This window comes from Neobacillus sp. MER 74 (assembly GCF_023714155.1).
Window position 1 is genome coordinate 92,908 of sequence record NZ_JAMAUV010000001.1, and the last position, 18,652, is coordinate 111,559.

General features: G+C 39.4%; 16 protein-coding genes and 2 pseudogenes. 1 reads left to right on the forward strand and 17 read right to left on the reverse strand.

What is annotated here, in order from left to right; translation table 11 throughout:
• Window positions 1-48 precede the first annotated feature (48 nt).
• From M3610_RS00440 to M3610_RS28475, 15 genes and pseudogenes are all read right to left on the reverse strand, one after another.
• Complete coding sequence (locus M3610_RS00440; protein ID WP_251455968.1) at window positions 49-1,626, reverse strand: acyl CoA:acetate/3-ketoacid CoA transferase; 1,578 nt, start codon at window positions 1,624-1,626, stop codon at window positions 49-51.
• 54 nt (window positions 1,627-1,680) lie between these two features.
• A complete protein-coding gene (locus M3610_RS00445) occupies window positions 1,681-2,844 on the reverse strand; it encodes an iron-containing alcohol dehydrogenase (protein ID WP_251455970.1) in 1,164 nt (387 codons plus the stop codon).
• Window positions 2,837-4,468, reverse strand: coding sequence for an acyl CoA:acetate/3-ketoacid CoA transferase (locus M3610_RS00450; RefSeq protein WP_251455972.1), 1,632 nt, complete (start codon window positions 4,466-4,468; stop codon window positions 2,837-2,839). The genes M3610_RS00445 and M3610_RS00450 overlap by 8 nt, the downstream gene beginning before the upstream one ends.
• A gap of 19 nt (window positions 4,469-4,487) precedes the next feature.
• On the reverse strand, window positions 4,488-4,934 hold the full coding sequence (locus M3610_RS00455) for a MaoC/PaaZ C-terminal domain-containing protein (protein WP_251455974.1): 447 nt from the start codon (window positions 4,932-4,934) through the stop codon (window positions 4,488-4,490).
• 23 nt (window positions 4,935-4,957) lie between these two features.
• Complete coding sequence (locus M3610_RS00460) at window positions 4,958-5,668, reverse strand: ABC transporter ATP-binding protein (protein WP_251455976.1); 711 nt, start codon at window positions 5,666-5,668, stop codon at window positions 4,958-4,960.
• Entirely contained in the window at window positions 5,661-6,395 is a 735-nt protein-coding gene (locus tag M3610_RS00465) for an ABC transporter ATP-binding protein (protein ID WP_251455977.1), read from the reverse strand. The genes M3610_RS00460 and M3610_RS00465 overlap by 8 nt, the downstream gene beginning before the upstream one ends.
• The gene (locus M3610_RS00470; protein ID WP_251455978.1) at window positions 6,392-7,510 is read right to left on the reverse strand and encodes a branched-chain amino acid ABC transporter permease; all 1,119 of its coding nucleotides are present in this window, start codon (window positions 7,508-7,510) and stop codon (window positions 6,392-6,394) included. Before M3610_RS00470 ends, M3610_RS00465 begins: the two co-directional genes overlap by 4 nt.
• 2 nt (window positions 7,511-7,512) lie before the next feature.
• Window positions 7,513-8,385, reverse strand: a complete 873-nt coding sequence (locus M3610_RS00475) for a branched-chain amino acid ABC transporter permease (RefSeq protein WP_251455979.1) — start codon at window positions 8,383-8,385, stop codon at window positions 7,513-7,515.
• A gap of 86 nt (window positions 8,386-8,471) precedes the next feature.
• A complete protein-coding gene (locus M3610_RS00480; protein ID WP_251455980.1) occupies window positions 8,472-9,710 on the reverse strand; it encodes an ABC transporter substrate-binding protein in 1,239 nt (412 codons plus the stop codon).
• A 15-nt stretch (window positions 9,711-9,725) separates the two neighbouring features.
• A complete protein-coding gene (locus M3610_RS00485) occupies window positions 9,726-11,348 on the reverse strand; it encodes an acyl CoA:acetate/3-ketoacid CoA transferase (protein ID WP_251455981.1) in 1,623 nt (540 codons plus the stop codon).
• Window positions 11,345-12,085, reverse strand: coding sequence for a 3-oxoacyl-ACP reductase FabG (fabG, locus tag M3610_RS00490; RefSeq protein WP_251455982.1), 741 nt, complete (start codon window positions 12,083-12,085; stop codon window positions 11,345-11,347). Before fabG ends, M3610_RS00485 begins: the two co-directional genes overlap by 4 nt.
• 148 nt (window positions 12,086-12,233) lie before the next feature.
• The gene (locus tag M3610_RS00495) at window positions 12,234-13,415 is read right to left on the reverse strand and encodes a thiolase family protein (RefSeq protein WP_251455984.1); all 1,182 of its coding nucleotides are present in this window, start codon (window positions 13,413-13,415) and stop codon (window positions 12,234-12,236) included.
• Between the two features lie 49 nt (window positions 13,416-13,464).
• The gene (locus tag M3610_RS00500) at window positions 13,465-14,493 is read right to left on the reverse strand and encodes a LacI family DNA-binding transcriptional regulator (protein WP_251455986.1); all 1,029 of its coding nucleotides are present in this window, start codon (window positions 14,491-14,493) and stop codon (window positions 13,465-13,467) included.
• A 59-nt stretch (window positions 14,494-14,552) separates the two neighbouring features.
• Window positions 14,553-15,401 carry a 3-hydroxyacyl-CoA dehydrogenase family protein gene (locus M3610_RS00505; RefSeq protein ID WP_251455988.1) on the reverse strand — a complete coding sequence of 283 codons (849 nt, stop codon included), beginning with the start codon at window positions 15,399-15,401 and terminating at the stop codon, window positions 14,553-14,555.
• A 450-nt stretch (window positions 15,402-15,851) separates the two neighbouring features.
• Window positions 15,852-16,147 (reverse strand): annotated as a pseudogene (locus M3610_RS28475) (cyclase family protein).
• 271 nt (window positions 16,148-16,418) lie between these two features.
• Between M3610_RS28475 and M3610_RS00515 the strand changes: the two are divergent.
• A pseudogene (locus tag M3610_RS00515) lies at window positions 16,419-17,335 on the forward strand (IS3 family transposase).
• 163 nt (window positions 17,336-17,498) lie between these two features.
• On the opposite strand, the gene M3610_RS00520 reads toward M3610_RS00515, so the two are convergent.
• Both M3610_RS00520 and M3610_RS00525 read right to left on the reverse strand, forming a co-directional pair.
• On the reverse strand, window positions 17,499-18,140 hold the full coding sequence (locus M3610_RS00520; RefSeq protein ID WP_251455992.1) for a hypothetical protein: 642 nt from the start codon (window positions 18,138-18,140) through the stop codon (window positions 17,499-17,501).
• 20 nt (window positions 18,141-18,160) lie between these two features.
• A complete protein-coding gene (locus M3610_RS00525) occupies window positions 18,161-18,568 on the reverse strand; it encodes a hypothetical protein (RefSeq protein ID WP_251455995.1) in 408 nt (135 codons plus the stop codon).
• Between the last annotated feature and the right edge of the window lie 84 nt (window positions 18,569-18,652).

The following is an 18,652-nucleotide window of genomic DNA, read 5'->3' on the forward strand; positions in this document are numbered from 1 at the left end:
AAACTAACTGTTTTCTCCACGCTAGTTTCCTCCTAATTTACTTTGAAATCATTTGTTCTCAATATTATAGGTTTTCAATGACATTCTTTCTTTACCGAAAATTCTCATGTCCATCACCTTAAGATTCTGGTGGATAATCGGCGTAAATTCCATTTGCTCTAAAACATCTTTTGCTAAATCTATTCCTGGGGCTATTTCTTTTAAAACAAGTCCGTCCATTGTCAATTCAAATACAGCTCTTTCGGTAACATAGATAATTTCTTTATGAAGTTTTGAAGCATATTCACCGCTAAACGTAATTTGGCTTACTTCAGATTTGAATTTTTTAATATTCCCCTCTTGTATAATGTTTAGCCGGCCATCATTTATTTCAGCCTGAAAACCGCCTCCAGTAAATGTGGTGCAGAAAACGACTTTTTTTGCGGGTTGGGTTATATCGATAAAGCCGCCACAACCAGTTATTCGATTACCGAACTTGCTAACATTTACATTGCCAAGCCGATCCACTTCGGCCGCACCCATAAAAGTGATATCTACCCCTGTTCCATGGTAATAATCGAACAAGTATTCATGGTCTATAATGGCTGTGGCATTTTGAGCAATCCCGAATTGATTTGCTCCGAGTGGTATTCCACCTATGACCCCGGACTCAAGCGTAAGCACAACGCCGGCTTGAAGTTGCTCTTCATGAAGAATCGGCCCAATAACGTCACCCGGAATCCCAATTCCTATATTCGCTACAGAAAATGTTGGCATTTCTTGTACTGCTCTTCTGCCAATTATTTTCCGAATACTCATTGGTAGCTTTTCTATCCTTTGCGATGGGACTCGTGCATTTCCACTAAAAACTGGATGATATGCTTTACTTGGGATCTGCCTGTGATCAGTCTCTGGTTTGTCAACGATATTTACAGTATCTATTAGATATCCTGGTACCACAACATCTTTTGGGTGCAATGTTCCTTTACTCGCTACGTATTTTACCTGGGCCACAACTACTCCGCCATGTGCTCTTGCCGCTTGAGCAGCAGAAAGCACCTCAAGCTTTAGTGCTTCTTCTTCAGATGTTAAGTTACCCTCCTCATCGACTGTTGTTCCCCTGATAAAGACAAAGTCGAAAGGGATAGATTTATAGAGTAAAAACTCTTCCTCTTCGATCGTAATAAGTTTCACAAGATCTTCTTTTCCTAACGTACGTTCATTAAACTTCCCGCCTTCCTTCCTCGGATCTACAAAGGTGCCGAGCCCAATTCTTGAAAGCTGTCCAGGTAGACCGCTGGCCATTGTCCTGAACAAATGTGTAAGCTGTCCCTGTGGAAAACAGTAGGCTTCGATTTTATTTTCCTCAATAAGAAGTTTCATTTTAGGAGCTAATCCCCAATGACCACCAATTACACGACGAATCAAGCCTTCCTCCGCTATATATTCGATGCCATTCAATTTATCTGACTGACCAGCCGCATGGAAAACCGTTAAGTCACGAGGATGTCCCGATCGTAAGAAAGAGTCACGAATGCCTTTTAAAATACTGTCACATTGCCCCATTCCCCCAAATCCGGCAAGAGCAATGGTGCTTCCGTCAGGAATACTTTGGGCAATTTCTTCGGGATTCTTAAACACAGCCATAATTTTAACTCCTTTATACCAGACTTCAAAAAAATGAGATTTTATCTTTACATTTTAGTAGATAGCATGATACAAATTAACAATATCTTCCAAATTTGTTTTTCTAGGATTAACAAGGACGTTTCCACTTTTCATCGCATCTCTGGCCATAATAGGAATTGCCGCTTCATAATCATCTTTGTTGATACCAAGTTCAGAAATAGAATTCGGAATTTTGATATCTTTGACTAACCGTTGGACCAAATGAATCGATGCATAAGCCTTTTCCATCATACTTCCCTTCACTTCTGGGTCCATCGCTTCTGTTATGCGTGCAAATTTATCAGGGCAGGAAAGCAAGTTAAATTCCATAATCACAGGAAGTAGGATACCGTTTGCGATTCCATGTGCGATCCCAAAAAAAGCACTTAACGGGTGACTGATCGCATGGGCATTGCCTAGGCGGGTATTATTAAAAGCAAGGGCAGCCGTTAAACTTCCGAGAAGCATGTTTTCCCTTGCTTGTAGATCATCGCCTTGATAATAAGCCTTTCGTAGACTGCCGCTAATCAAGGAAACAGCATCTAGGGCAAGAACCTCGGAATAATGGAAAGAAGCTCTCGAAGTATAAGATTCAATCGCGTGAACGAGTGCATCAATTCCAGTAGATGCTGTTATTCCAGGTGGTAAAGATAATGTAAGTTGAGGGTCTACAATAGCCCATCTTGCAGCTACTAGAGTCCCTCCCACCGTTAATTTATAATTGCGTTCGGTATCGGTTATAACTGTAAAGGAAGTAACCTCACTGCCAGTGCCGGATGTGGTTGGGATCGCCAATAAAGGTGTAGCAGGAGTAGTAAATGTATCAATCCCTTCATAATCCACAATCGAGCCTCCATTGGAATAAACAACAGCAACAGCTTTCGCTACATCAATGGGGCTACCTCCTCCCACGCCAATAATGAGATCCGCCTCCAGTTCCTTACATTTACCTAATGCTTTAAATACTGTTTGTACGGAAGGATTAGGCTCGACGTCACTAAATAGAGAATATTCCACTCCTGTAAGTTGAGCAGTGACTTGATCTAAAACACCTGATTTTGCGATTCCAGCATCAGTGACCACCAATATTTTCTTCGCTATATTCTTTTCAAGAATGTCGGCCACCTTACTGACAGCCCCCACTCCCCAGATAATTTCCGTCACATTTTTAATCATAGAAACTGTACTGTTAACCAACTTCAATCCCTCCTTTAAGCTGTGAGTTACTTGTTTGGAGAAGGGATTTTTCTAATCCAAAAAATTCATTTTCGAACTCCATTACCTCATCTCTAAAAATCCTACTATCCATCATTTTTAAGTCCGCAGCAATGATAGGCTTGAAATCCATATGGGCGAGAATATCTATTTCAAGATCGATACCTGGCGCAATTTCCGTAAGCACCAATCCATCTTTTCTTAATTCAAAAACTGCTCTTTCAGTCACGAATATCACCCTCTGGCCAATGTCGCGAGCATATTTGCCGCTGAAGGTGATCTGATTAACTTCATCAATGAATTTCTTTGTTCTTCCTTCCTGGATAACACGAAGGGTTTCACCTTCAATATCGACCTTAAGCCCGCCTGCTGTAAATGTGGCGCAAAACACAACTTTTTTGGCTGGCTGTGTGATGTCAATAAAGCCACCGCAGCCGACAGTCTTAGTGCCAAATTTACTTACGTTTACATTCCCTGCAGAATCAACTTCCGCCATTCCCATAAAAGTGACATCCACACCGCTGCCGTTGTAATAATCAAACTGATAGCAATGTTCGATAATCGCTTCTGCGTTCTTTGTGATTCCGAAGTCTGTTCCGCCTTCCGGGATACCGCCAATGACACCTGATTCAATGGTTAGGGTTATCGCTTTGTTTATTCTTTCTTCGTTAGCGATCGGACCAATAACATCACCTGGTATACCTGTACCTAGATTGACAACAGCGTTAGGGAAAAGCTCCATGACAGCACGGCGACCGATTATTTTCCTGATATTAAAAGGATAAGGATCCCTTGTGGCTACAGGAATTTTTAAATCCCCTGAATATACAGGATCAAAGAAATATGAAGCTGTTTGACGATGATCTTCCTCTTGGTTTTCCGAAATAATAATGCCGTCAACATATATACCTGGAACGACAATATCCTTCGGGTGAAGGCTTCCGCTTTTGGCGAGGTACTTTACCTGTGCAAACACTTTTCCTCCATTGCTTTTTGCTGCCTGCGCAACAGAGATGGCTTCCAATTTAATTGCTTCTTCTTCCATAGTGATATTTCCTCTTTCATCCGCAGTCGTACCACGGATTATGGCCACATCTATGGGATGACTCTTATAGAACAAATACTCCTCTCCATTTAGAGAAAGCACTTCCAAAATATCGTCACATGCCTGAGCACTAACGTTCATCTTACCTCCTTCAATACGCGGATCGACAAACGTACCTACTCCAACCTTGGAGAAATTCCCTGGCTTACCGGAAGCCATTGCACGAAATAAATGGACAAGCTGTCCCTGTGGAAGACAAAAAGCTTCCACTTCATTGTTGTGAATCATTTCTCCCCATTTAGGAGCGAGTCCCCAGTGTGAACCAATAATTCTTTTCACCAACCCGGGATGTGCCAAACGTTGTATACCATTAATTCTGTCACTTTGACCGGCCCCATGCAGAAGCGTTAAATTTTTCGGATAACCAGTCTCCAAGAAACTCTTTTCGATTTCATTTAGGATGGTGCCGCAGGCTCCCATTAATGTGAAACCTACAGTAGACAGGACTGCTCCTTCTTTCAGATGGGGCAGTACCTCTTCCGCTTTCATCACTTTATCCATACTTTTCACCTCATATTTTTCATTTTCTTTTTATCATAAGCGTTTGAACCCCTTGTTGAGTAATAACACCTTCTTGATTAACTAATCTGACAAAAAAGCGAATAACTCCACGGTCTTTTTTGCTTTTGCTTTCAATCTTTTCTTGCACTTCTACTACTGCGTGGATAGTATCTCCCAGATAGACCGGCGCTGTAAACTGCCATTTATCCACCCCTAATAATGCAATTCCTGTTCCGTCAAAGATACCAAGTCGAAACATTAAGCCGTGGGAGATAGATAGACCAAGCAATCCCTGTGCAAGTCGTTTCCCGAAAGGAGTTTGCTTGGAGAACTCTTCACTTGTATGGAGTTCGTTCATATCACCCGACATTGCTGAAAACATTACTACATCCGTTTCAGTCATTGTTCTTGTTGGAGTTTTATAGACGATTCCTACTTCAAAGTCATCAAAATAAATTCCTACCACTCTACCAAAACCTTTCCTTAGTCTTAATGGAAGCCTAGATAAGCTGCTTTTACCTCCGGATCTACCATTAATTGATTGCTTGTTCCCGATACGTGAATCGAACCATTTTCTAAAACATAGCCCCTATTAGCAATAGAGAGAGCAATGGGAACATTTTGTTCAACTACAAGCATCGCCATATCTGTTGATTTATGGATTTCTGCCAACTTTTCATACATTTGCTCCACAATCAGCGGAGATAACCCAGAAGAAGGCTCATCAAGAATAATTAATTTCGGCTTTAACATTAAGCCTCTTGCGACCGCAAGCATCTGCTGTTCACCGCCAGACATTGTCCCAGCAAGTTGACTTTTGCGTTCAGCTAAGCGGGGAAACAAGCTGAAAACATAATCAAGGTTTTCATTTCGATGAGCCTTTGCTTCTTTCACATATGAACCAAGAATTAAATTATCTAATACACTCATTTCCGTAAAAACACGGCGTCCTTCAGGCACATGCGCAATTGCAAGATTGGCAATTTCATAGGCTTTTTTCCCGACCAACGGTTTCCCATCCAGTTCAACGGATCCTTGATTTGGGGTTAATAAACCGCAAATCGTTTTTAATAATGTGGTTTTTCCAGCCCCATTACTGCCGACAATGGCGACACATTCTCCACGGTTGATCTCAATTGAAACCCCTTGCAAAGCCTTAATTGCACCATATGAAACATGTAGGTTGTTTACATTAAGCATGCTGCGCAAACCCCTTCCCCAGATAAGCCTCAACTACAACAGGATTGCTCATGACATCCTTTGGAAGACCCTCCATCAATTTAGAACCAAAGTTGAGTACCACCACTCGGTCTGATATAGCATTAATGACCTTCATTACATGCTCGATAACTACTAGGGTAATACCAGATGCCTTTACTTTCCTAATTAGCTCAATTGCTTCTTCAACTTCACGATTATTTAGTCCTGCTAGACACTCATCCAATAAGAGTAATTTTGGTTGTGTCGCTAGGCTTCTTGCAAATTCCAATCTCCTTTGATCGATTATGGAGAGAGTGCGCGCAACTGATTGTGCCTTTTCACTAAGTCCGACAAACTCGATCATTTCCATCGCTTTCCTCTTCGCCTCATTAAAGTTGGAGGTCTTAAGAAAACCACCCACCATTACATTCTGCATAACTGTCATATCACCGAAAGGACGAGTTACCTGAAAGGTTCTGCTAAGTCCTTTTTTACAAATCTCATCTGATGAAAGGCCGTTTATTTTCTCTCCATTCATAATGACTTCACCAGAATCCGGTTTGTAAACCCCTGTAATTAGATTGAACGTTGTTGATTTACCGGCACCATTTGGACCGATAACTCCTAAAATTTCACCCTTATTAATTTGGAAACTTAAATCGTTAACAGCAAGCAACCCATGAAACCTTTTCGAGATATTTTTAACTTCTAAGATTTTTTCGCTCATTTATGATCATCCCTCCACTTTGATTTTCCGCCTGGAAGGACAGAAAGCAATTTGTTATATACCTTTGAGATAGGTCTAATTAAACCATTAGGAATCAGAATAACAACAACGATTAAAATAATCCCATATAAAAAGTAGTTAATCCCTTCCAGTGAACCCAATCCCAGAAAACTTGTTATGGAAATGGCAATTTCAATAAATGGCTTCATAACAATGGCTCCAATAACAGGCCCCATTACTGTACCAAGCCCGCCAATAATCGAAACCATTGCAAATTCTACAGACAAAGGAATATCAAAAACAGCCTTTGGTTCGATAAAATACATATACTGAGCATACAAGGTTCCTACCATCGACATGGTAAATGCACTGATGGCTAATGCGATATGTTTTACCCTTGGAATATTAATCCCTATTGCTTTTGCTGCTTGATCATCTTGGCCCATCGCTATCATGTAATAACCAAGACGTGAGTTTTCCATTCTGCGTACTAATAAGAGAATAGTCACTAAGAAAGCCAGGAAAATATAGAAATAAGGCAGCTTACTTGAGAACTGAAGCATCCCAAAAGATTCCGCGAATGGTACTGACAGTCCTTCCGCCCCGCCTGTAAATCCACGAAACTTTGTTACCAGCAGAAGGGCGACCTGTGAGAAGACGATGGTGGCAATCGCAAAATAATGACCCCTTAATCGCATAAGTCCCACTCCCATTATGTACCCAACAACTATAGAGATGAGTCCACCGGCAAGCATTCCAATCCAGGGGCTAATTCCATACTTTGTTAACAGGATCGTTGATGTGTAAGCTCCGATTCCGAAGAAAAGGGCATGACCGATAGATACCTGGCGTGCATATCCACCAAATATATTCCAGGATACTCCTGCAATAGCAAACAGAAGGATTGAATTTAAGATATTCTGGTAATACTCATTAACTGCCAGAGGGGCAACACATATGAATAACAATCCGAATAGAGGGACATAAATTTTTGGCTGTGATATTTGACCAAGTAGTGTAACTTTTTTTGAATGCTTAATAGTTTTATCTCCCAGAGTATGCGTATTTTCCATCTGTTCTCTCTCTGAAACCACCTTTTCCGCCTGAATGCCCATTTTTACGCAGCCCCCTTCGCGGTAAATAATCCGTTTGGCTTAATAAACAGTACGACTAGGAATAGTATAAATGCCGCAAGAAGTCCTGAATTTGCGCTAATATATTGAATTCCGAAAGATTCGGCAATACCAAGAATCAAGCCACCAATAAAAGCTCCTTTAAGATTACCCAATCCTCCAAGGATTACAACTATATAGGCCATTATCCCAAAATGTGCTCCTGCCAAAGGCTGGATGTACTGAAAGGTACTAATTGCTGTACCAGCTGCTCCTGTCAGTGCAGCAGCAATTCCAGCGGCAATGTAAAAAATCTTGTTTGTGTTAATTCCCATTAGCATCGCCGTTTCCCGATCCAATTTCGCTGCTTTCATCGCCTTGCCGATATCGGTCTTCGTTAAGAAAACAAATAATATACCCGCGAGTACAAGCGAAAGGCAGAAGGCAACTAACATGTTGACTGGAACTACTACCCCTGCAAATTTCAATGTTTCTTCTCTCCAGCTGAAATTAATGGAACGTGTGCTTGAACCAAATAACATTAGTGCACCATTTTGCAGTACAAGCTGAAGTCCCACCGTTAAAAAAATCTGAGTAAGGGCTGGAGCTTTCATAATGTGTGAAAATAAGTACTTTTGTGTAATTACTCCAACCATAAACATGCCTGCAATAGAAACGATTAAAGTGTAAATTGGATCCGCACCTGTATATACCCATGTCCAATAAGAAGCATACATACCAAGCATAACAAATTCACCATGAGCAAAATTTACAATATCCACGACTCCAAAAAGTAGAGTTAAACCAATACTGATTAATGCGTAAATTCCGCCGATTAATAGTCCATTTATTAGTACCTGCAATAGTAAATCCATCATTTCACCGCCTATTATGTCTCGTATTTTTATTAATAACAGTAGAAAGGAAGGAAGGAATACTCATTTACGTACTCCTTCCCATTTTATTAGTTTTTATATTCTACTTTCGCATCTTCTTTTGGATAGATTGTAACAGGTTTTGTATCTTGCCATTGGATAATAACTGGATGAACATTCTTATTCCATCCTGTTTTATCCATTTGAATGTTTCCACCTGGCATGATATTTCCAGGTGCACCTTCTTCTAAGTTCAATTTAGATAGCGCTTCCTTAATTTTCTCAGGGTCACTTGATCCGGCTTTTTCAATAGCGTGCGCAATTGCCCACATTGCGGAATATGCTTCCCCTGAGTGTTCTGTTATGAACTCACCATTTTTCTCCATATAACGTTTGTCTATATCTTCTACACCTTTTTTGTTTATATCACGGTTCCAGGAAGCAACAGATACAACGCCTTCCCCGTCTTCTCCCAGCTCCTTGTAAAACTCAGGCATTAAGTAACCAGCTCCTCCGCCAACTGTGGTGATATCCACCCCAAACTGCTTTATCGTTTTCTGGATAAGAATAGCATCCTGTAAATATGAAACTGGGAACAATATTTCGGCCCCAGAAGATTTAATTTTGTTCACAAGTGGTGAAGCGTCTGCAAAATTAGCCTGATATGGTTCAAACAAAGTCACTTCTAAACCAAGGTCTTCGGCTGTCTTTTTCAATCCTTCAGACGTTGATGTTCCGTAGCTTGTTTCTTCAAAAACTATGGCTACCTTCGGTTTTTTCCCGAGTTTGCCGACGAGATATTCTTTTGCGAATTTAACTTGAGTTTCTCCGAACATCGAGCCTTTAGGAGAAACCTGGAAAAGATATTTCATTCCACGGGAAGTTAAGTTATCCGCAACGGAAGCGGTTACAAATGGAATCTTAGCTCGTTCTGCCACCTCTGAAGTTACAAGGGAAAGAGAGCTTGAATAATCTCCCGTAAGGGCGGATACTTTTTTATTTTGAATAAGACGCTCTGTCGCAGATTTTGCGGATTCTGGCTTTTCACCTGGATCGACCGCTTCTAATTTAATCTTGGCTCCTCCGAGAGATTTGATTCCCCCCGCTGCGTTAATATCGTCAACAGCTAATTCAACAGCTTTCAGAGCAGCACCTCCTAAGCGGGCAAGGCTTCCCGAAGTAGGATAAAGAACACCGACAACCACTTCTTTACCGTTTTTTCCATCTCCATTATTAGTACCGGCTTCTTTACTTCCACAACCAGCTAAACCAAGAATTAATGCACTTGAAAGAGTAATCGAAGTAAATATTTTCATTAATTTTTTCAAGATCCTAATCTCCCCTTATCTAAATGATTTTCTGCTTACAAAAGTGTTTTTCTTTTGATTAATAAAATCAGACAGGTTAATAATCCCGTTTTCATAGAGGCATGAATCCATTATTTTTAGGTCGGGTGAAATAATCGGAACAAATTCCATTTGGGATAAAATATCTTTTTCAAGATCGATTCCTGGTGCAACCTCTGTAAGTACCATACCTTTTTCACTTAAGGTAAAGACCGCTCTTTCTGTAACGAATAAGACTTGCTGATTTCGGTTTGCAGCATATTTCCCATTAAAAGTGATTTGTTCAACACGATTTACAAATTTTTTATGTCTTCCTTCTTTGGAGATTCGAACCTTACCTTCCTCAACATCCATTTGAAGGCCGCCTGAAGTTAATGTTAAACAAAAGACTAATTTTTTTGCTGCCTGCGTAATATCGATAAATCCTCCGCAGCCAGGACTGCGTGGTCCAAACTTGCTCACATTAACATTTCCATCTCTATCTATTTCTGCAGCGCCCATAAACGTAACATCAACACCGCATCCGGTATAATAATCGAATTTCTGGGAATTTTCGATAATCGCTTCAGCATTTTTAGTGATACCAAAATCACCTCCACCGACTGTAATCCCGCCGATTGTTCCAAGTTCAACGGATAAGGAAATCTGCTTGGCCATATCTTCCTCTTCGATAATCGCTCCAACTGAATCACCAGGTATTCCGACACCTAGATTTACAATATCTCCTTCAGTCAGTTCCATTACAGCCCTTCTGCCAATCAATTTTTTGGCCTGAAGTTTTAACATCTCACTTGACTGTTTTAATGGTTCTTTAAGCCTTCCCACGTAGCCTGGGTGATAAAAGGCAGAAGATGTCATTCGATGATTTTCATAAGGATGTTCACTAACAACGATTTCATCTACGAAAATGCCAGGAACAACAACATCTTTAGGGTTTAAAGTATTTCTTTCTACTAATCTCTTAACTTGAAAGATCACTCTTCCTCCACTAGCCTTAACTGCTTGAACTGCTGATATTATTTCTAATTTGCCTGCCTCATCTTCCATTGTAATATTACCAGCTTCATCTGCCGTAGTTCCCCGGCCAATATACAAGTCAAAGGCTACACTAGGATAAAAAAGATATTCTGCATCTCCCATTTTCAAATATTGGACCAAATCTTCCTGGCTGTTGATAGCTTTTCGATTCATCTTCCCGCCTTCTATCCTAGGATCAACAAAAGTGCCAAGACCAATTTGTGATAGAATCCCCGGCTTACCGGAGGCTGCTGCTTTATACATGGAAATCATTTGCCCCATTGGCAGACAAAATGCTTCTATTTCATTATTCGTTATCAATGCCTCTAGCCTTGGTGACAACCCCCAATGAGAACCAATGATTCTCTTTAACAGTCCTGGATGGGCCAGATGCTCCATTCCTCTGACGGTATCGCTCTGTCCAGCCGAATGAACAAATGTCAATTCCTTAGGTGAGCCGTTCTCAAGAAAGTTCTCTTCAATTTTTTGATAGATTTCCTCGGCTACACCAATCAAACTAAAACCTGTAGTTAACACTACACTGTTATCTCTTATGCTTTGGGCGACTTCAGCAGCTGACGAAACTTTAACTGTACGTGTCAAAGTACCATACCACCTCCAACATTGATCACTTCTCCAGTGATATAGGAAGCAGCATCTGAGGCAAGGAAGGCTATTGTATTTGCAACATCTTCCGGCTTCCCGGCACGCCCCATTGCAATTTTGGAAACCATAATATCCCAAACCTTTTCCGGAACACCTCTGGTCATATCCGTATCAATAAATCCAGGGCAAATCGCATTGACTGTAACATCATATTTACCAAGTTCACGGGCTGCTGTCTTTGTAAGTCCAACCACACCTGCTTTTGAAGCTGCATAATTCGCTTGCCCGAAGTTCCCAAGCCAGCTAGCTGAAGCGATGTTGATAATTCGGCCAGATTTTTGCTCTCTCATATGTATACTGGCCGGCTGCATCATGTTAAATGTACCTGTCAAATTTACTGAAATAACGTCATCCCATTGCTTCCGCTCCATTTTGTGGAGCACTCCGTCTCGGTTGATTCCTGCGTTGTTAACAAGTATGTCGAGCTTGCCCCTTTTTTCTATTACCGTCGCAATAAATCCTTGGGCTTCTTCTGTATCAGCGACATTTAGTGTATAGAAATCGACATCCAACCCTTTTTGACTAAGTTCTTTTGCAGTTTCTGAAGCTATTTCCTCACTGATATCACAGATGGTAACGGATGCACCCAATTCGGCTAATTTGGTGGCAATCCCTTTTCCAATACCTCTCCCTGATCCTGTTACAATTGCTGATTTTCCTGTTAAATCGATCAAAATTATTCACTCCTCGTAGTTTGATAATTTTCCTTTTAGAAAACGAGACTGTTTTACTAGGAGAGAATTGTAAGAAAAGTTTTCACTTCTAGTAAAAATTTACTCAACTTTGCTATAGTGATAAATGGTGGCAACCTGGCCTATTAATCTATTTTGAATAACTTTCAAAAATAGTTGCGATACCCTGACCACCGCCTATACACATGGTAACGATTCCGAATTTCGATCCTTTACGCTTCATTTCATTTAGCAGTTTAACTGTTAAAATACATCCTGATGCACCAATCGGATGGCCAAGGGCTATTGCTCCACCATTGACGTTAACTTTACAAGGATCTACATCTAAGTCTTTAATGACGGCGACTGCCTGAGATGCAAACGCTTCATTAATTTCTAATAAATCAATATCATCAATAGTTAAGCCTGATTTTTGGAGAACTTTTTTAACTGCTGGAGCTGGGGCAAATCCCATAATTTCTGGCTCAACACCGGCTACTGCCTGTTCCCTAACATATGCAAGGGGGATTAATCCGAGTTCTTTTGCCTTTTCTGCGCTCATCATTACGACAGCAGCAGCTCCATCATTAATACCTGAGGAATTTCCAGCTGTAACTGTTCCTTTTTCCTGGAAAGCTGGTTTTAGAGATGACAATTTTTCATAGGTAGTCTTTCGTGGATGTTCATCAGTATCGAAGAATTTTGGTTCCCCTCTTCGCTGGGGTATTTCAACAGGCACAATTTCATCTTTAAATTTTCCAGACTCAATTGCAGCAGCTGCTTTCTCCTGGCTCTCGAATGCAAATCGGTCCTGCTCTTCACGAGTTATATTAAATCGTTCGCTGACTTTTTCTGCTGTTACTCCCATCGGATAATTTCCAAAAGGATCCGTTAATGCGGTAAGAAGTCCGTCTTCCAATTGTGCATGGCCAAAACGGTACCCATACCTTCCTTTGCGAACATAGTATGGTAGAAGATTCATGTTTTCAGTTCCAGCAGCTACGATAATTTCATTTTCTCCCGCTCTAATTGCTTGAGCCGCCGTATTGATGGCTTGCAGGCCTGAGCCACATAGTCTATTTACTGTATAGGCATTACTTTGTGCTGGAATTCCTGCTCGTAAAGCACACATCCTTGCGATAAAGGCACTTTCGGCTACCTGGCCTACGCAGCCGACAATTACATCTTCAACCAACTCAGGACTGACATTTGATCTTTTCAAAGCTTCTTTTATCGCAATTGCTCCTAAGTCTGCTGCATGGATATCTTTTAAAGCTCCCCCCATAGTGCCGATTGCTGTACGAGCGCCGCCCACGATTACAACTTCTTTCATTCTTTTCTCCTCCGTTAATCATGTGTATTTTTATGTTTTTCTTACAAGGTTAACTGATAATATGATGATTCTTCTTCGAGGACGATTTACAACTTTCTCTTATAATAAGAGATGGAGTTAATATTACTTGTTTTGGAAAATGATTTTCTCCTTCATTGACTCTCTGCAACAAAAGTTCCATTCCTAATTTGCCCATTTCATAGGTAGGATGGTTAACTGTTGATAGCGGAACAAGAAAGTCTTTCGAAAAATTATTGTTATCATTACCAATTACAGCGATATCTTCAGGAACTCGGATACCTTTATCTCTTAATGCTTTAATAATCCCAAATGCGATTAAATCACTTGCTGCACATATCGCATCCGGCAGCTCCTTCACTTGCTTCAACATTTTTATGACACTGGCATATCCGGATTCTTGCGTATACTCCCCTTCAAAAATTAGATCATTAGTGGCCTGCAGACCATTTTGCGTCTTTCCTTGTATAAACCCCCTTAATCTTTCCTTAGAAGTTGAAAGATCAGAGTTTCCACCAATAAAAGCAATCCTTTTATATCCAAGAGATACGAGATGATTAACAGCTAATTCTATAGCAAGTTGATTATTCACCCCTACATAGCTTGTGTTATATCCAAGCGGTCTTCGATTTACCAATACGAAATTAAGATTTCTTTTTTCAACCTCGAGTAATTCCTCCTGATTTGATATATTAGCTAAAATAAGACCATCTACCCGTTTATCTACCATTAAATCTAAATAGGACTGGAAGCGGTTATTATCATTTGAGGTATTACATAGGATGACACTAAAGTTATTCTTAATGGCAACATCATCCATACCCTTTACGATAGCGGGATAATATGGGTTCAGAATATCGGAAAGGATTACTCCCACCGTATTTGTACTTTTCATTTTTAGGCTTCGCGCTATAGCATTGGGCCTGTAATTCAATTCTTCAATTGCTCTGTTTACCCTCTCAGTTAGTTCGGGACTTACATAAGTTGATTGATTGACCACAGCGGATACTGTTGCTATGGAAACATTTGCTTTTTTAGAGATATCCTTCATAGTCGCCATCTATTGTCCCTCCTATCTAATCGTTTAACTAAACGTTTAGACGTACTTCCAAAAAAATATTATTTATATGTATAAAAACCCCTTCCTGTTTTACGTCCCAGTTGCCCGCCTTCCACCAGGTTGATCAGCAATGGGCAAGGACGGTATTTTGAATCACGGAATCCTTCATATAAACCTTGCATAGTTGCTAATAAAGTATCTAATCCTACAAAATCTGCTAATTGAATAGGCCCCATCGGATGATTTGCTCCAAGTTTCATGGCGGCATCTACATCTTCTGGTTTCGCCCCTTCCATTACGCAGTAAATTGCTTCATTAATCATAGGAACCAGAACACGATTGACTAAAAAGCCTGGATAATTCGGTGCGTCAACTGCGTTCTTACCAATTTGTTCTGAGAGTTTTTTTACTTTATCATATACAAAATCTGATGTAAGAACTCCTTTGATTATTTCCACTAGCCCCATTTTAGGAACTGGGAAAAAAAAATGCATTCCGATAACTTGTTCAGGACGATTAGTGACTGAAGCTATATCAGAAATCGATAAACCGGAAGTATTTGAAATGAAAATCGCATTCTGATTGATCACTTCATCGAGTTTTTTAAATATCTGTTTTTTTAACTCTAATCTTTCAGGTACAGCTTCTATTACAAATTCGGTATCGGTAACGCTTTCAAAACTATTGAAAGTAGTGAATCTCTCAATACAGCTATTTACATATTCCTTATCTATTTCTCCCTTTTCAACTTTTCGATTTAAAAATGAGTAAATTTTGCCTTTACTATTTTCCAACTGGTCAGCGCTTACATCTACCAATGAAACATGGAATCCTGCTTCTAGAATTACTTGGGCAATTCCAGTACCCATTAAGCCTGCCCCAATTACAGCAATTCTTGGGTTTTCCATTAACAACATCCTTTCATCTAAACGTTTAGATAACATTTGAACCAAGTATAAATTATTAATTTTGATTTTTCAATATTTTTTTAAAATTAAAATAATTTATTTTTTTACTTATTATACCAATAAATTAAAAGCATATCAGGTTCATTTAACAAAGACGCAATGGTTCATTTCCTAAACCTAAGTCTTTTTTAAACATAAACAAGAAAACTAGTATTTAATAAATCTACTAGAAACTCATTTATATAAACAATTTGGGAATTCTAAAAAGTACGATATTAAAGGCAAAAGAAATCTACGTAATAAATAGTTGTAAGCCTTCTTTGTTTCATTCTTTATTTATAATATTATTATTTGTCAAAAACTAATTGTTCATTTTTTTAATCAATAACAAGGGCACTTAGGAGTCCTCTGCAGTCGAGTTTAAACTCTTTCTACATTGTATTAACAACACTATAGATGGGCTTGTATCTTTTTTAACCGCGTCGTAACGTATCGTATCATCACTATATCAAATGGCTTTAAATGGTATTCTATTTTTTGCAATTTTTCCTGTAAGTCTGAAATGGTAATTGCATAACCGGCTGGCTTGTCCGTAAAGTCCAGGACAACACCATCGTTAAAAAACAAACCAGCGGCATTTCATCAATTGTCCTTGCTGACTTCCCTTCTGAAGTGGGCCAGTAATGCCATGGTGCATCGACAAGAGTTCCAGCATGACATGTTAAGGTAAGAACCCCCCAGCTAATCCCTTTCTTTCTGGGAAGTCACCCGGTATTACACCCACTAACTTCGCGCCAAATTCGGCACCTCCCTCATGCGTCTCATAGCGGATTGAAATGCCTATCAAAATGAAAAAGATGCCGAAGATGAGTCTATTAAAGTCCATGTAAGTTTATGGATTAAAAAAGCCTCCCTTTTAAAAGGGAGACTCTAGACTAACCTATTAAAGTGAGACACGATAAAACACCTTCGAAATGGTACACTGAATTTAAGTACTAAAATCGGAGGTGTTTTTGCATGGGCAAAAACGTATATTCTAGTGAAATAAAATGGGCTGTGGTGAAGGATAAGATGTCAGGCAAGTTAACTAATCAAGAAATTATGGAGAAGTATGGAATAAAAAATGTCTCTCAGATAAAGACATGGATGAAATGGTACCGAGAGAATGAGATACATCGTTTTGATCAGCCAATTGGCAAACAATATTCGTATGGGCTTGGACCGGAAATCGTGAGTGAAGAGGAAAAAAAAGATCGGCAATTTTCTCACTTGAAACAGGAGAACGAAATCTTAAAAAAGTATTTGGAGATGGTAAAGGAGTTGAAAAACAAGTTCAAAAACATTATTTGCAATGTCGTGTAAAGCCTAAACGAAAGTGGAAATCGCAAGGAGAATCCGTAGTTATTGCTCCAAATATTTTAGAACGAGATTTCACAGCCAGTGCTCCAAATCAAAAGTGGGTCACCGATATTACATACCTACAATATGGCCCATCTACATTGTATTTGTCGACTATTGTGGACATGTATAACAATCAAATTGTGGCATATAAAGTATATGATCATCAACAGACTCCACTTGTGTTGGATACACTCAAAGCAGCTTTAATTACACGTGGAAACCCATCAGGAGTCATTCTTCATTCCGACCAAGGAAGTGTATATACATCATATGCCTTTCAGGATTTTGTGAAAGAGAGTAACCTAATCAGTAGTATGTCTAGACGTGGAAATTGTTGGGACAATGCAGTTATTGAGTCGTTTCACTCCAACTTGAAATCAGAGGAGTTCCAATATATTAAGTTCAATTCAATAGGCTTAAATGACGTAAGAAATCATGTAAAAGATTACGTTAAACATTATAATGAAGAACGTATTCAAGAAAAATTAGGCTACCGAACCCCCATTGAATTTGGGAGTATGGCAGCCCAATAAGGGTGTTTTATCTCTGTCTCAAATGACTAGGACAGTCTAACTCAGAGTAGGGACTTTACTATGTACATAATTACTCAATCACATGAGGATAAAAGCATTTCACTATAATTTTATTTGAGAAGACTAACTTCATCTGTTTGTTTTTTTATCTTGTTTTTCTTTCTTATCTTTTGTATCTATAGTAGAAAAATAGAAAACAACCGATAACCATCACCGCATATTCTTCGACAGCATGATGGAAGTTTGTCCAGTCATCAGGTGAAAGAGCTCGGCCAAGGATAATACCGATATAGAGGATAGCCATATCCCTGATAGGTTCATACCATTTAACTTTATGCATGTACCAATAAATGAAGAATTGTATAAAAACAGTGAAAAGGAAAGCAAAAATGACCCCAGAATCATCAGCAAATGATTCACCATCGATATTCCATTTAGGAAACCAAAAACAAATCATGAGAGTCTGTAGAATAGCTAGAAATACCGTGAAGATGAAACCTTGTTTCCGTCTCTTTGTCTCTTGATCCGCAGCCCAGTTCTCCTGCTCTTCTGTTAAAAAGATATTATCCAAGTCTTCAGCCTCTGAACCCACTACAAATTTCAGGGTTCCTTCAAACTCCATCATTGGAACAACTTCAATTCCTTCGGGTGTATTAGGGGTAGCGGTTAGGGCTTTTTCTGTATGGTAGATTTTAACTCCATGTTCTTGAAATACCTTAATCCATTGATCAAGGGCAGCCTGATTACTGTGAGTAAAACTTAAAACTTCTAATTGATTAAAAGAATTAACTCCATACATCATCATTTTGGCCGTTCTTAAAGTAACTAGCGCTGCCCGTTCATAACCAGCCTTATGCTCTCTGGCATTAATTGGTAGTCCATTCCTATTAAAACATACTTCATATGTTCATATGATAAAAAGGAATGACTTTCTTCGCCTTTCTTTTGATCCTTCACATAATAATCATAACCATTTCCACCAAGATCGATTTTAACAATGAACTTTAGGTATTTTTGGATGTTGTTATAGGCATACCAGCTAAGACCAAGAAAAACGGCACTTAATCCAAGTAAAAATAATCCAAACTCCTCTCCAATTCCTTCTATAACACTCAGGAACATCAGTCCCAGTCCTATTAACAAGAAAAAGATAACTAGTCCAATATGAAAAGCAATTGCCCATTTTGGCAGCTGGTTAGTAAAACTTAGATTATTCGTTGTTTGCATTTCCATTTTATAAATCCCCCCTATCCTCTCACATTTTACCAGATCGTCAGCAGGAAAAATTACTCATTCTAGATAGGTCAATTGGAGGTA

Excerpts from the sequence above, each read along its gene's own strand:
- M3610_RS00440 (WP_251455968.1), bottom strand. The coding sequence starts at position 1,626 with ATGGCTGTGTTTAAGAATCCCGAAGAAATTGCCCAAAGTATTCCTGAC.
- M3610_RS00450 (WP_251455972.1), bottom strand. The coding sequence starts at position 4,468 with ATGGATAAAGTGATGAAAGCGGAAGAGGTACTGCCCCATCTGAAAGAA.
- M3610_RS00460 (WP_251455976.1), bottom strand. The coding sequence starts at position 5,668 with ATGCTTAATGTAAACAACCTACATGTTTCATATGGTGCAATTAAGGCT.
- M3610_RS00465 (WP_251455977.1), bottom strand. The coding sequence starts at position 6,395 with ATGAGCGAAAAAATCTTAGAAGTTAAAAATATCTCGAAAAGGTTTCAT.
- M3610_RS00470 (WP_251455978.1), bottom strand. The coding sequence starts at position 7,510 with ATGGGCATTCAGGCGGAAAAGGTGGTTTCAGAGAGAGAACAGATGGAA.
- M3610_RS00475 (WP_251455979.1), bottom strand. The coding sequence starts at position 8,385 with ATGATGGATTTACTATTGCAGGTACTAATAAATGGACTATTAATCGGC.
- M3610_RS00495 (WP_251455984.1), bottom strand. The coding sequence starts at position 13,415 with ATGAAAGAAGTTGTAATCGTGGGCGGCGCTCGTACAGCAATCGGCACT.
- M3610_RS00500 (WP_251455986.1), bottom strand. The coding sequence starts at position 14,493 with ATGGCGACTATGAAGGATATCTCTAAAAAAGCAAATGTTTCCATAGCA.
- M3610_RS00505 (WP_251455988.1), bottom strand. The coding sequence starts at position 15,401 with ATGGAAAACCCAAGAATTGCTGTAATTGGGGCAGGCTTAATGGGTACT.
- M3610_RS00520 (WP_251455992.1), bottom strand. The coding sequence starts at position 18,140 with ATGATGATGTATGGAGTTAATTCTTTTAATCAATTAGAAGTTTTAAGT.
- M3610_RS00525 (WP_251455995.1), bottom strand. The coding sequence starts at position 18,568 with ATGGAAATGCAAACAACGAATAATCTAAGTTTTACTAACCAGCTGCCA.